11 protein-coding genes and 1 pseudogene are annotated in these 13,605 nt (G+C 47.8%); 9 read left to right on the forward strand and 3 right to left on the reverse strand.

The window, feature by feature from the left end:
- The 5 genes and pseudogenes from K5Q99_RS12310 to K5Q99_RS12330 form a co-directional block, all read left to right on the forward strand.
- Positions 1 to 126, forward strand: a pseudogene (locus K5Q99_RS12310) (ISAs1-like element ISSba1 family transposase); the annotation flags it as partial.
- Between the two features lie 199 nt (positions 127 to 325).
- Complete coding sequence (locus K5Q99_RS12315) at positions 326 to 1,225, forward strand: Imm49 family immunity protein (RefSeq protein ID WP_220777024.1); 900 nt, start codon at positions 326 to 328, stop codon at positions 1,223 to 1,225.
- Positions 1,226 to 1,908: 683 nt separating this feature from the next.
- Entirely contained in the window at positions 1,909 to 3,318 is a 1,410-nt protein-coding gene (locus tag K5Q99_RS12320; protein WP_220777025.1) for an amidohydrolase, read from the forward strand.
- Between the two features lie 137 nt (positions 3,319 to 3,455).
- Positions 3,456 to 4,787: a M16 family metallopeptidase gene (locus K5Q99_RS12325; protein ID WP_220777026.1), complete on the forward strand. Its 1,332-nt coding sequence runs from the start codon at positions 3,456 to 3,458 to the stop codon at positions 4,785 to 4,787.
- A gap of 41 nt (positions 4,788 to 4,828) precedes the next feature.
- Positions 4,829 to 6,292: a M16 family metallopeptidase gene (locus tag K5Q99_RS12330; protein WP_373317067.1), complete on the forward strand. Its 1,464-nt coding sequence runs from the start codon at positions 4,829 to 4,831 to the stop codon at positions 6,290 to 6,292.
- Positions 6,293 to 6,432: 140 nt separating this feature from the next.
- Here the strand turns inward: K5Q99_RS12330 and K5Q99_RS12335 are convergent, their stop codons facing one another.
- Complete coding sequence (locus tag K5Q99_RS12335; RefSeq protein ID WP_220777027.1) at positions 6,433 to 8,454, reverse strand: alpha/beta hydrolase family protein; 2,022 nt, start codon at positions 8,452 to 8,454, stop codon at positions 6,433 to 6,435.
- 294 nt (positions 8,455 to 8,748) lie between these two features.
- Between K5Q99_RS12335 and K5Q99_RS12340 the strand changes: the two genes are divergently transcribed.
- Positions 8,749 to 9,315 (forward strand): hypothetical protein, encoded by a 567-nt coding sequence (locus K5Q99_RS12340; RefSeq protein ID WP_220777028.1) that lies wholly within the window; start codon positions 8,749 to 8,751, stop codon positions 9,313 to 9,315.
- A gap of 42 nt (positions 9,316 to 9,357) precedes the next feature.
- Here K5Q99_RS12340 and trmL read toward each other — a convergent pair whose 3' ends face one another.
- Positions 9,358 to 9,822 carry a tRNA (uridine(34)/cytosine(34)/5-carboxymethylaminomethyluridine(34)-2'-O)-methyltransferase TrmL gene (trmL, locus tag K5Q99_RS12345; RefSeq protein ID WP_006084553.1) on the reverse strand — a complete coding sequence of 155 codons (465 nt, stop codon included), beginning with the start codon at positions 9,820 to 9,822 and terminating at the stop codon, positions 9,358 to 9,360.
- 160 nt (positions 9,823 to 9,982) lie between these two features.
- Here trmL and K5Q99_RS12350 point away from each other — a divergent pair, with 160 nt between their 5' ends.
- From K5Q99_RS12350 to K5Q99_RS12360, 3 genes are all read left to right on the forward strand, one after another.
- Positions 9,983 to 10,756 (forward strand): type 2 periplasmic-binding domain-containing protein, encoded by a 774-nt coding sequence (locus K5Q99_RS12350; protein ID WP_220777029.1) that lies wholly within the window; start codon positions 9,983 to 9,985, stop codon positions 10,754 to 10,756.
- Between the two features lie 125 nt (positions 10,757 to 10,881).
- On the forward strand, positions 10,882 to 11,739 hold the full coding sequence (locus tag K5Q99_RS12355) for a DMT family transporter (RefSeq protein ID WP_012090513.1): 858 nt from the start codon (positions 10,882 to 10,884) through the stop codon (positions 11,737 to 11,739).
- A 28-nt stretch (positions 11,740 to 11,767) separates the two neighbouring features.
- Complete coding sequence (locus K5Q99_RS12360) at positions 11,768 to 12,709, forward strand: LysR family transcriptional regulator (RefSeq protein WP_006084548.1); 942 nt, start codon at positions 11,768 to 11,770, stop codon at positions 12,707 to 12,709.
- On the opposite strand, the gene K5Q99_RS12365 is transcribed toward K5Q99_RS12360, so the two are convergent.
- Positions 12,693 to 13,574, reverse strand: a complete 882-nt coding sequence (locus tag K5Q99_RS12365) for a patatin-like phospholipase family protein (RefSeq protein WP_220777030.1) — start codon at positions 13,572 to 13,574, stop codon at positions 12,693 to 12,695. The two genes, K5Q99_RS12360 and K5Q99_RS12365, sit on opposite strands and share 17 nt — an antisense overlap.
- Positions 13,575 to 13,605: the final 31 nt, after the last annotated feature.

Genomic DNA, 13,605 nt, shown 5'->3' on the forward strand with positions numbered 1-13,605 from the left:
ATGGCACTATTTCGGCGTATTGTGCTGAACCTTTTAGAGCAACATCCGCTAAAAGCCAGCAAACCAACCAAGATAAGAAAAGCAGCATGGAATGGCGATTTTAGAAGCGAGATATTCTTTGGTTAAGAGATTTAACAAAGCTTAATCCCGCCCTGACAAAATGAGGCTACTCATAGTTAAGTGAATATGACACTTAATTTTTGCACCTATTTCGTAATTAACATAAATGTAGTCATAGAGCCTATAGAGACATGTTTACTGAGTGGCATTGTCACTCATGACGATATAGCTTTGCCATTTCGGTATAGAGGAAGGTATTAACAAGATGCAATCAGTCGATTTATCCCGTCCGCTGCCCTTTCACTTAGAAAGGCTCAAGGGCCATGCTTGGGTTTATCAGGAACGTTTGGAAAGTCTGGATAGGGTGATGAATATGATCCGTATCGATTCCAGAGATATTGACTTGCTGAGTATCAGTAATCGTCATCTCGCTCTTGCATCAGAGGCGCTGCATGGCGCCGCAGCTCCGGCACGCGCCTTCGAGCACCTGCAGCAAATGCATTATCTGGGTATTAAGGGTTATAAACGTAAGCTGATGGTCGATGGCGATACCCTCAGTGTCAAGATCCCCGCAGACACCTTAGTGCTGAAATCACTGCCTGCAGATAACCGATTTTTATCCTATGCAGACTGGACTATCTATTTTTGGAGTGCGGTACTGCATGATCAGTACCAAGATATAACCTATTTGGTCAGCATTAAGGAGGCCGATAACTTTAATTGGGAGTTGGATCCGCCTTCCCATATGATGAGTGATATTTTGGCCGGTTTCTTCCGTGTGAAGGCGGGCGATGTGGCAGCGTTGATCCAAGATTTCGTTAGCGCCACTGAGTTTGACAAGATATCGACGGCATCTTACGAACACGTCGCGAATGTCACGCTGCCAACGATTGACGTCATGTTGAAAATCTTCGGCGGTGCCGAAGAATCCCAATATCGGCAGGCCATGTACCTAGCGCTACAATCCCACGATAAATTTTATAGCCTGCCACGTATGGCGGGACATTCCGTTGGCGATATCTCCTTGCCGCTAACCGCGTTAGCAAAGTTAGCCTACCGTAAGTTTGGTTATACCTTAGGCTTCTACAGCGACTATATCCCAGAATATATTTATCAAATTGAGGATCAAGCTATTAGCTTCGAACAGTTAGAGCCAATAAGCTAAGTACTATTGGATTTGTCCCTTATACAAGGCCATTAAAATCGGGCTCATAATGGCTGTCACAGTTTTACTAAATGAGAAAACGGCAAACTTTATCGCAGTTGAGCACTGTCTTAATGCTTCTTAGCCTCCAAGCGTGTCCGTGATTATTCTTACCTAGGTTAATTCACCACGCCACCTAAAATCCGCCTTTTTATGCCCAGTTAGCGGCTATTGTGGGGGCGGTTTCCCCTCTAAAATTAATCAAATCTCTTAAGAACTGATTCAACTACCGTAATTAAGTGTGCACGCATGGCCAGAAAATGCGGACGTTCAGACATTCTGAGTGCTGCTATGGAAGTGACCGTCCGCCCCATGGTCGCTTATTCACATCCATGCGATCGGTCCTATACAGCAGATGCCACGTTCGTGCACCCATGACTGGACTGGCTGCGCTTAACTTAATTTAAAAATAAATCAATTGGTTAAGTATTGGTTTCACTTGAAAAAATTTTTTATACTCTCAAGATCGAACAGACTGATTTACCTCAAAGCTGGATTCCCACCCACAAGTATTGCGGGAATGACGGTTAAAGACAGCCTGTAATGAAGCACTGTCTCTTTTACCTTCATCATTAAATCTATTAACAATTCATCCATGTCCGTGTAGTTTATATAGCTTATAAAAACAACAATAGGCTATCGCTATGACTTTACCCTCTGTATCAGTTATTTCAGAATCAGCAATCCCAAAGGCATTTGAATTTAAATCCTTTGCAAATAAGTCCCATTTTTCCAAGACATTACTCGCTTCGGCTTTAGCCTTGAGCTTTATGGGCGCGGGTTTGAGTTCGGTGCAAGCGGCGGCCAGTGCTATGCCGGATGCGGCTAAGTTGGCGGCGGGTGTGGAGCAAAAGGTGATCGACTGGCGCCGCGATTTGCATCAACACCCTGAGTTGTCTAACCGTGAGTTTCGCACCAGCAAGATTATTGAAAAGCATCTGAAATCATTAGGATTGGAAGTACAAACGGGTGTGGCACATACAGGCGTGGTGGCCATTTTGAAAGGCGGAAAGCTGAAAGGTGGCAAGTCTGGTCCGTTGATTGCAATTCGGGCGGATATGGATGCTTTACCTGTGACTGAGGTGGTTGACTTACCCTTTGCCTCTAAGGCGACCGACACTTACCGCGATCAAAAGGTGGGTGTGATGCATGCCTGTGGCCACGATACCCATGTGGCTATGTTGATGGGTGTGGCCGAGAACTTAGTCAAAGTGAAAGATAGCCTCGCGGGGGATGTGATGTTTATCTTCCAACCTGCCGAAGAAGGCGCGCCAGAGGGTGAAGAGGGCGGCGCAGAATTAATGCTGAAAGAAGGGCTGTTTGCTAAGCGTAAACCTGACCAAGTGTTTGGTATGCATGTGACCTCGAGCATGCCGAGTGGCATGATTGGTGTGCGCAGTGGTCCGGCGATGGCGAGTGAGGATTCTTTTACCATCAAAGTGACAGGCCGCCAAACCCACGGTTCGCGCCCTTGGAATGGGGTCGACCCTATTGTCGCTGCGGCGCAAATTATCACTAACGTGCAAACGATCGTCAGCCGTCAGGTGGATATCACTAAAGCCCCTGCCGTAGTGAGCTTTGGTGCGGTTAATGGTGGCATTCGCTCTAACATTATTCCCGATGAAGTCGAGCTGATTGGCACGATTCGCACCTTCGACCAGCCTATGCGTGCCGATATCAAAGTGCGTTTAGCGCAAATGGCTGAGTTGTCGGCGAAAACCCTTGGTGCGACCGCGACCACAGAGATCCACCCAGGTTATCCTGTTGTGGTCAATAATCCCGAGTTAGTCGCTAGCATGAGGCCTGTGCTTGCCAGTGTGGTGGGCGATAAGATGCTGATTGAGCCTGGGTTAATCACAGGTGCCGAAGATTTTTCTTATTACGCCTTAGAAGCGCCGGGGATGTTTTTCTTCCTCGGGGTAACGCCAAAGGGAACGGATCCAGAAACCGCGGCCAGCAATCATTCTCCGGCATTCTATGTGGATGAAAGTGCGCTAAAAGTGGGTGTTGAGGCCATGACTAAAGTGGCATTAACGGCGCTTAACGCGCAATAAGCCGCGCAAGTCTTATTCCGTAAGCTCTTCGGTATAACTTGAGCTTACAAAAAATCGGCGCGGGATACGCTTTCTGCGCTTGATTTGTTAAACAATTTACCTTCATATGTAAATACTTACAGCAAGGAGCAAACCAAATGAAGCGCACGCTATCGGCTCTGGTGTTGGCCATGGGACTTTTTAATCCCCTAAGCCAAGCACAGGCCACCACGGCAGAAGACATTAAGAGTTTCACGTTAGATAACGGCATGAAAATCATGGTGCTAGAAGATGTCTCTATTCCCAATGCCAACATGTATTTGTTTTGGAAAGTCGGTTCACGTAACGAAGTGCCCGGCATCACCGGTATTTCGCACTTTTTCGAACACATGATGTTTAACGGTTCGAAAAAGTACGGTCCAAAAATGTTCGACCGCACTATGGAAGCCGCAGGTGGCGCGAACAATGCGTATACCACTGAAGACATGACGGTTTATACCGATTGGTTCCCCGCTAATGCGCTCGAAACTATGTTCGATCTCGAAGCCGACCGTATCGCAAACTTAGATATCAACCAAGCCATGGTCGATAGCGAACGTGGCGTAGTGCAGTCGGAACGCTCCACTGGCTTAGAAAACTCTAACTGGAATGCCCTCGAAGGTGAAATCAAAGGCGTGGCGTTTTTAGCCCATCCGTATTCTTGGTCGGTGATCGGTCACGAGTCGGATATCGCCGCTTGGACACTGGACGATCTTGTACAGTACCACAAAACCTATTATGCGCCGAACAATGCTGTGGTCGTGATTGCCGGTGATGTGAAACTTGCCCAAGTTAAAGCCTTGGCCGACAAGTACTTTGCGCCTATTCCGGCACAAACTCCGCCTAAAGCGATTCGCACCGTAGAACCTGAGCAAAAGGGTGAGCGTCGTACCTTTGTGCAAAAGGCATCGGTGAGCACACCTAATGTGATGCTGGCTTATCATATTCCGGCGGCGACTCACGCAGATTTTTATGCGTTGGATTTATTAAGCTCGATTCTAAGCCAAGGTAATAGCTCGCGTTTATATCAATCACTGGTTGATAAACAAGTGGCCTTAGAAGCGCAAACCTATATGCCGATGTCGGTCGACCCTAACCTCTTCTATGTGATGGGTGTTGCCACACCTGAGGTGAAAGCCTCGACGCTGGAGCAGGCACTGATTGAACAAATCGATGCGATTGCGACAACGGGTGTTACCCAGCAAGAGCTGGATAAAGTTAAAAATATCAAGTTGATGGATTTTTATCGTTCGATGGAAACCATCAATGGCAAGGCCAATACCATAGGCACCTATGAGATGTATTTTGGCAGTTATGACAAGCTATTTAATGCGCCAGAAGCCTATAACAAGGTGACGCCAGCGGATATTCAACGTGTTGCCCAAACCTATTTACGTAAATCGAATCGCACTGTAGCTGTGCTGGCGGCAAACGAGGAGAGCTCCCAATGAAAGCGATGGCAATGAAATCAACGGCAGCGAAATCGATGGCAATGAAATCGACAGCAGTGAAATCACTTAAGATGGCATCACTTGGCAAACCTTCTAAGTTAATGGCCGCATTAGCCCTAGGCACAAGTTTAGCCTTAGCGGGTTGTGCTACGACATCGGCGCCAAAACGTGTCGAAACTGGCAGCTTTGTGATGCCAAATTACGACAAGTTCGTGCTGGATAACGGCTTAACTGTGTATTTAATGCCGCAGCGCGAAGTGCCTTTAGTGACCTTAAATGCCGTGGTACGTGCGGGTGCTGTCAATGACACCACCGCAGGCGTGGCGCAAATGACGGCAGAAGGTTTGTTGTTAGGGGCGGCGGGTAAATCTAAGGCGGATATCGAGCAGCAAGTGGATTTTCTCGGTGCAAGTTTAGGTGCTGAAGCGGATAAAGAAGGCAGCTATCTCAGCGCCAATTTTATGGTGAAAGACACTGACGTCATGCTGGGCTTATTTAGCGCGGCGATGTTAACGCCAGACTTTGATGCCGCCGAGTTCGATAAACTCAAGCAACGCGCGATTGCGGGGCTGCAGCAAGATAAAGAAAGCCCACGAGCTGTTATTGGTCGTTACTTCGATAAGCTGGTATTCGGTGCCCATCCTTATGGTAATGCGGCTTCGGGTAACAGTGATTCGCTTGAACAAGTGACAGTGTCGCAACTGCGCGCTTTCCATAAGAGTTACTACCAACCGGCCAATACCGCGATTACCGTCGTGGGTGACTTTGATGTTGCTGCCATGAAGGCTAAGTTGACGCAAACCTTTGGTCAGTGGAAAGGCAGCGAAAAGCTGGTGCAGCCTGACTTAAACCAAGGTTTACCTCAGTTAACTGCGGCTAAAGTTTTGCTGGTGGATAAACCCGATGCCATCGAGACCACCTTTGTTATCGGCGGTTTAGGCATTAGTCGTGACAATCCAGACTATGTCGGTTTAACAGTAGTGAACACTATTTTAGGTGGTCGTTTTACCTCTTGGCTTAACGACGAGCTGCGGGTAAACGCTGGCTTAACCTATGGCGCACGCTCAGGTTTTAGCCCTTATACCGACTCGGGTGTGTTTACTATCAGCACTTTTACTAAGACGGAAACCACTCAAGAAGCGATTGATCTCGCACTGAAAACCTATGCTCGTTTATGGGAGAAAGGCGTAGATCAAACCACTTTAGATTCGGCTAAAGCCTATGTGAAGGGCCAGTTTCCACCTAAGTTTGAAACCTCAGGCCAACTGGCGGGATTATTGTCTGGCATGTATCTGTATGGCTTCGATGATAAGTTTATCAATGAGTTCCAAGCAAAGGTGGATGGTTTGACCTTAGCTGAAACCCAAAGACTCGTGAAAACGTATTTCCCGCAAAAAGATCTGCAATTTGTGCTGATTGGCAACGCGGCTAAGATTGCTCCTATCGCCGCTAAGTATGGCAAAGTGCAAACCGTGGATATTAAAGCCACGGGATTTGGCCAATAAGCCAAGCCATTTTAAATCAAGTTATTTTAAGTTAAGTCTTAAAAAATAAGATGAATAAGATGTTAGTTTAGGTTCTGGTTTAAGTTAACCCATTAAAAAGGTCTGCATTGCAGACCTTTTTTGTCTCTTATGGCTGACGTTTAACGCGCGCCAGGTTCGGCAAAGTGGGTCATCCACTTCTTCACTTCGTTATACCAGTAGACTGAGTTATTGGGCTTCATAATCCAGTGATTTTCATCGGGGAAATAAATCATCCGCGATTCAACATGTCGACTTTGTAGGGTGTGGAACAGCTCGAACCCTTGGGTCGCCGGCACTAAGTAATCGAGTTGGCCATGACTGACTAAGGTTGGAGTGTTGAAATTGCCCGCAAAGTAATGGGGCGAAATGGCTTTATACAGTTCTGGGTTATCCCAATAGTTGCCAAATCGGGTGCTGTGCACGGCAAAGTCCGACGCCATTTGTGCATACATGTCGTAAACCGCAGCATGGATCAATAGCGCTTTAAAGGGATGCGGCTGACCCAAAATAATCGAGGTCAGGTAACCACCATAACTAGCGCCGCCCGCCACCATGCGATCACTGTCTATCCAGCTTTGTTGTTTAAACCAGTCTGCCGCCTTGAGCACATCCTCAAGGGGTTTTGTCTTCCAATCGGGATTGATGGCATCGGCAAATTCCTGACCAAAGCCGCTCGAACCGTGGAAGTTTGGCCACGCAGTGACATAACCCCAAGAAGCAAAGGTTTGCGCGTTCCAACGGTAATGGAAACCGTCGGTAATGGCATTGTGTGGTCCGCCGTGGACGAGCATAAACAATGGGTATTTTTTGCTGCGATCAAACCCTGCGGGATAGTGAACCCACATTTGAATATCTTTACCTTGATAGCCTTTGTAGGTGACGGATTCATAAGTGCCTAGGTCGACATCTTTGAGAATATCGTCGTTAAAGTTTTCTAGGCGTTCAATCTTGCCAGTGCGGGGATTGATGCTGACTAAGCGAGCGGGATACAAGAAGCTCTGATTGGTGGCAATCAGTGCACCGTCTTTGCCTATGGCGGGTTGGCTAAAATCGGTTGCCTCTGTGATGGCTTTTACTTTGCCGTTTTTTGCATCGATAGAGTAAATGCGGTTTGTGGCGGCGTCTTCCACAGTGGCATAAAAGCCCTTATTGTCGGGTGTCCAACTGAATTGAGAGACAGAACGGTCCCAGTCAGCTGTGAGTGTTGTGAGTTTACGACTATCGATATCCAGCAGCATCAGCCTTGAGGTATCGGCGTAGAAACCGGGGATTTTCTGGCGGGTAAAGGCGAGCGTTTTACCGTTAGGGCTAAAGCTAGGATTCAGATCTGGCGCTTGATTATCTGCGGTGAGATTTTCGGCCTTGTTGTCTCCAATCGTGGCGAGAAATATATCAATTTTAGGATCGACGTTATTCTCTGAGCCATAGGCGTTGAAGGCAATCCAGCGCTCATTGGGGGAAACATCATAGCTTGCACTGCTTTGGTCTGAGCGTGGTAATTCATGGCCCGCAGGCTGGGTGATATTTTCGACCTTACCGCCTTTGGCCGGAATTCTAAATACATGGGCTTGGCGACGTTCATCTAACCAGTGATCAAATTGGGAATAGGGCAAGGTGTTCCATTGATGGGCAGAAACCTTATTGTCTGTATCTGTGGCGAGCTGGGTTTTCATTTCCTCCCAGCTTTGATTAGGAAAGATATTGCTGATGAAATACAGATGCTTGCCAACCCACTTAATACTGTTAACGCCTGTGGGAATATCGGTTAAGCGCTGCGCTTCACCCGGACCGTCCATAGGCAATAGGTAGATTTGGCCTGCGTCGTCTTCATTTCGCTCACTCACAAAGGCTAAGGTTTTGCCGTCGGGGGAAAACACGGGCTCGCTCACCCTTAAACCTTTGGCTGTGATGGCTCGGTTTTGCTTGCCATCGAAACGCCACAGCTGGGTTGAGCCTTTATCAGCTTTGAGATCGTACTCTGTGACTGGCGCGATAATGTGCTCGCCCGTGGGGGAGACAATCGGGCTACCGATACGTTTGAGTTGCCAAAGCAATTCTGCTGAGAGTGGTTTGCCCTGTTCTGCAAATGCCAAGCTAAAGGGCAGCAGTAAACAGAGTAATAAAATGCTTGTCTTCTTCACTATGTGTCTCCTTGTGATACAAACAGTTACTAGAATTATGATGTTGCGTATTTTTGCTAAGTGGCAAGTTAGCATGAAAACCCGCCATGCCTGAATAAGCTGTTATGTAAGCAACTGTGAATCTTTGTTGGGCATCTCAGCTCAAAAGTGGTTGATCTAGGCGCTAAAAAATCAGGCTAACGACAATACCAAAGCGCTCATTCCGTCGTTAAAGGAATCGTTTGCGTTAGGGGATTTGTCGATTGATGCTTTTAACGCTAATGTATTGATCTGTTTCGGGTAGGTGCTAGAGATATGCCGCTTAAAATCGACCGTTTGAACTTTATGCTGGGTCTTGCCATTGTACTGAGCGTGTTTTCGTCCTTTTCAGTCATGGCCGCTAAGGTCAGTTTCAAGGAATTTTGTCCACAATTGGTGGGGCAATGGGCGGGTGATGCTGCCAAGGCGGGGGAGATTCCGAAAAAAGTGGCTGTAACGGGCTTTTGCTCCCACGATCAGCGCCAGTTGATCTTATCTGTGAGTATCGGCACGCGGGCGCCTTTTAGTGAAACCTGGTGGTTTAGGGAGCAGGGCGATCAAGTATTACTGACCTATTACGACGGTGTGGCGGAAGATAAACAACAAGTCTTTAGTTTATATCGACAAAATGGGGATTATTCCCTGCTAGGGGAAGGCGTTGTTAATGCGAGACCCGCGTTGATCCAGTTACTCTTTGATGCTCAGACTCAGACTCAGACTCAGACTCAGACTCAAGCGGGTGGTTGGGAATGGACGCAGAATATCCAATATCTCGATGATGATATCGACCGCTATCAGCTCTTTCGTGGGATAGAGATGACGCCTGTCGCGCCATCTCATTAGCCGCCCCTTAGCCACAAATCCGCGATTTAGCTTCGACAGTGCTTAAATAGCGCCTTCAAACCCGAGCTGACGCCAGGCTTCGTAGCTGATAATCGCCACCGCATTGGAGAGGTTTAAACTACGGCTGGTGGCCGCCATGGGAATGCGTAATCGCTGCTCGGTTGGAATTGACTCGATAATCGCCATCGGCAGGCCGCGGGTTTCAGGGCCAAATAACAGCACATCATCTTTCGCAAAAGTCAGCTCAGTATGCGGGCGACTGCCTTTAGTGGTGCAGGCCATAATGCGCTTACCTGCCATAGCTTCGAGGAAGGCATCGAAGTCTTTGTGGCGAGTCACATTGGTTAAATCAGCATAGTCTAAGCCCGCACGGCGCAATTTTTTCTCTTCAAAATCAAACCCTAGTGGCTCAATTAGATGAAGTTGGCTGCCGTTGTTGGCGCATAAGCGAATGATATTACCTGTGTTAGGTGCGATTTCTGGCTCATAGAGTGCGATATGGAACATGCTGGCCCGCCTATAGAAAAATGACGGCTGATTATACGGCAAACAAGACTTAAGCGCAGTGACTGAGTGATGCTTTATCACGTTCTCATCTGGATGCGAGGAATGAACGCCATAATCGTTGTCGTCTGCTAAGCTTGAGAAAGCCACTGAGGGACCACCCATGTTCAGTCACTTTATTACCTTATGTATTTTTTCTGTGCTTTTTCTTCAAAGCATTCTTACCTCAGTCTATGCGGCGGATGATGTTGTGAGCAATGCGGGCGGCAAGCGGCAAATGACGGCTTATTTAGGGGAGATCCCTGGATTAATTAATGCCGATGGCACTGGGCCATTTGTGGAACTGGTTAAAGCAATTGATAGGGCAGATCCTGAGGTTGAAATTGATATTAAGGTTTTCCCGCTTTCACGGGCTATGCTAGGTGTGACGCTCGGTCGTGCTGATTTTGGTTTGCCCGCCATCCGTAACAATGCCGCGTTAGATGCCTTACCTTACCGTTTTAGCACTGTTTCATTTGGGCAAGTCACCCACGTGCTTTATACCAATGTGGATAAGCCGATAACGAAGGCCATGTTATTTGATCAACAGCAAACGGGGCGCGTATTTACCGTGGAGGCGATTCCAGATTACATGCCTATCCCTGCGGAACCTTCGATAACCATTAAACGTTCTTTGCTAAAGCTTTCCCATGGCCGTATCGATGCCTTCGTTTGGGCGCAGGAAGAGGCCGATATGATGCTGAAACAGTTGAAGTTGCATAATATCCACCGTGAAGACTTTGGCGATTTTGAAGATGTGTTTGTGATTGCCAAGGGTCCCGAAGGGGATGCCGTGGATGCATATTTGACTCGCATGATTGAATTACTGCGGCAGACTGGAGAATTAAGCCAGATTTATCAAACTATCCATCTGTCCTACAATGACTGGCAACCTTAGCTTTTAAATCAAATAGTTAATCTATTAATTCCCGCCGATAACGAGATATTCTGAAACTTCACTTGCTAGGAGTGAAGACTGATAATAATATATCTCCACATCAAGATACTTTCTAAAGAGTTATTATGCCTTTTGTCATCGCCTTACTCGCCCCTGTATTTTGGGGGACGACCTATGCGTTAGTGAGTCTCTACTTACATGATATGTCGCCCTATTGGGTGGCCGTGTGGCGCGCGCTGCCGGCGGGAATACTGATGTTGATGCTGCGTCCTCGCTTGCCAACGCTGGCTTGGTCTAAATTAAGCTTGCTGGCGTTTTGTAATATTGGCGCCTTCTTTGCGCTGCTGTTTATCGGTGCGTATCGTTTGCCGGGCGCTGTGGCGGGTACCTTAGGGGCGACGCTGCCGTTAATTTTCTTAATCTTAGCTTGGGTGATAGATAAAAAACGCCCTGGTATGAAGTGGTTGCTATTAGGTTTGATGGGATTAGGAGGAGTGATTTTACTGCTAAACCCGTCGGCGGATCTCGACCCTATTGGGGTCTTGTGTATGCTAAGTGCGACGACCTTAATTGCTTTCTCTTCTCGCTGGATGCAAAAGTGGGATGTGGGTGACTTTTTAGTGCTCACAGCATGGCAACTGTTTTTGGGCGGCTTGATGTTAATTCCGCTGGCATGGTTTATGGCGGGCCCGCCGCAGTTACCTAGCCTGACAGTGGTGCCGTCGTTACTATGGTTAGTGATTGCCAACACCGCCATCGCTTATTGGGCTTGGCTGTGGTCGATGCGAAATTTAGGACCAGAAATCATGGGCATGGTCGCTTTAGTCAATCCCGTGGTTGCCGTATCATTAGGGGTATTGATTGTGGGTGAGACCTTAGACATGCGTCAGTGGGCGGGGATAGGTGTGATATTACTGTCGCTGTTATTGATGAAATTGCCACAGAATTTAAGGTTAAACCCATTTAAAAAAGTGCAGCCCTAGTCAGTATTTTGGGGTAAATGAGGGATAGATGCTAAAACGTTTGGATCTGAATTTACTACCCGTACTGGAAATCCTGCTTGAGGAACAAAGTGTAACCGCCGCTGCGGCGCGTTTGCATTTGAGCCAGTCGGCGGTGAGTAAACAATTGACACGCCTGAGGGAAGTGTTTGATGATCCTCTGTTTGAGCGCACCGCCTACGGCCTAAAACCGACACCTAAAGCCTTGTCGCTCGCGCCGGAGTTGCGCCAATGTTTACAGCAATTGGCGCAATTTACCCGGCCCGATACCTTTGAGCCCGCCTTAAGTCAGCGGCAGTTTAGAATGCATTTGGTTGAGACCACATACTCGCTGACTTTTCCGCATTTTATGCCCTCGCTGCTCGCCCAAGCGCCCGGTGTGAGTCTCAATTGCCAAACTTGGCGGCTCGATACTATGGACAGATTACTGCGCTGCGACATCGACTTAGCCATAGGTTGCCGCGAGTGGGACGAGCGTTCGCCTATGCATGTGAATCATATTCCCGATGACTTGTGCCATGTCGAGCTAGTGCAGGATTATACTGTGTGCTTGATGCGCCGCGATCATCCGGCGTTAGCACAAGAGTGGAATTTAGACACCTTCTTGAGCTATCGCCATCTGCAAGTGGCTTTTGGTGGCATAGAGCATTGGTTGCTGGATGATGTGCTGCAACTTGAGGGGCGTCAGCGCGATATCGCCGTGAATATGACCGACTTTCAGAGCGCTCTGGCCCTGTGTGAACAAAGCGATTTAATTCTTTGCGCGCCGTCCCGTTATGCGTTTGCTGTGATGAAATCCTTCGAGCTTCAGTCTTTACCATCCCCTATCAAGCTGATCCCCGGCGCGTATTTATTGATGTGGCATAAACACTTCGAGCATGACTTGAGCCATAAATGGCTACGTGAGTTGATTATCAGCCAAGTGCTGCCGTCGATTACGCCTCGGGTTTAGGCTCTTTTGGCGCCGTTAACCAAGCGGTTAATGTGGGTAAGACAGCTTTCCCATCCGCTAGCCCTTGTTGATAGACGGCGGTCACTTTATCGATATTGCGATCGAGCCTGGATAAATTAAGCGGCAGTGCTGGGCGGATCACAAAGGCGTTATTGGCTGCAACGGCTTGGTCTAACTCGGTTAATGCTTGATTATAAACTCGGTGGCGCTCACTTAACGCATGGGCAACTGCGGGGTAGCCTTTATAGGCTTTACGGGCTAACCAATTCATTTTCATCGCGGATTTTTGGTAATGCTGATCTTGAGTCAAGATCACCACTTGGCGTGCAAAACCATCTTTGCGTGATTGCGCTAACGGTATCGGTTCGCCGATGCCGCCATCGAGGTAATGGTGTTGGTTAATCACGCTGGGTTTAGACATAAAAGGCAGGCTAGAGGAGGCGATGAGCACGTCGAGTAATTTATCGTGGTCATTAAAATCGGCCATACCGAAGTAATCGGTTTTCCCTGTATTACAGTTAAAGGCGCCGACCTTAAATTCGGTATGACTATTTAAAAATGTATCAAAATCAAATGGCAGTAACTCATAGGCCATGCGGCGATAGGTAAAGTCTGTGTTGACATAGTTGCCTGTCGCCAACCAATGGCGCAGGCCCATATAGCGTTTATCGTTGAGATATTGCTGCTGAATTTGAAGATTACGCCCAAATTGGCGGGACACATAGGACGCGGGATAAATGGCACCCGCAGACACTCCAATCACATAGCTGAAGTTGAGCGACTGCTGCAAAAACGCGTCTAACACACCTGCGGTATAAATGGCTCGAAGGCCGCCACCTTCCAACACTAAGGCCACATCTTTCATCGAGTTACATCTTTTTTATTGGTTTATCCCA

Origin of the sequence: Shewanella hafniensis, from assembly GCF_019655335.1 — a bacterium.
GTDB classification, from domain to species: domain Bacteria; phylum Pseudomonadota; class Gammaproteobacteria; order Enterobacterales; family Shewanellaceae; genus Shewanella; species Shewanella hafniensis.

Coding starts and splice junctions, on each gene's coding strand:
- K5Q99_RS12315 (WP_220777024.1), top strand. CDS start 326: ATGCAATCAGTCGATTTATCCCGTCCGCTGCCCTTTCACTTAGAAAGG.
- K5Q99_RS12320 (WP_220777025.1), top strand. CDS start 1,909: ATGACTTTACCCTCTGTATCAGTTATTTCAGAATCAGCAATCCCAAAG.
- K5Q99_RS12325 (WP_220777026.1), top strand. CDS start 3,456: ATGAAGCGCACGCTATCGGCTCTGGTGTTGGCCATGGGACTTTTTAAT.
- K5Q99_RS12330 (WP_373317067.1), top strand. CDS start 4,829: ATGAAATCGACAGCAGTGAAATCACTTAAGATGGCATCACTTGGCAAA.
- K5Q99_RS12340 (WP_220777028.1), top strand. CDS start 8,749: ATGCCGCTTAAAATCGACCGTTTGAACTTTATGCTGGGTCTTGCCATT.
- trmL (WP_006084553.1), bottom strand. CDS start 9,822: ATGTTCCATATCGCACTCTATGAGCCAGAAATCGCACCTAACACAGGT.
- K5Q99_RS12350 (WP_220777029.1), top strand. CDS start 9,983: ATGTTCAGTCACTTTATTACCTTATGTATTTTTTCTGTGCTTTTTCTT.
- K5Q99_RS12355 (WP_012090513.1), top strand. CDS start 10,882: ATGCCTTTTGTCATCGCCTTACTCGCCCCTGTATTTTGGGGGACGACC.
- K5Q99_RS12360 (WP_006084548.1), top strand. CDS start 11,768: ATGCTAAAACGTTTGGATCTGAATTTACTACCCGTACTGGAAATCCTG.
- K5Q99_RS12365 (WP_220777030.1), bottom strand. CDS start 13,574: ATGAAAGATGTGGCCTTAGTGTTGGAAGGTGGCGGCCTTCGAGCCATT.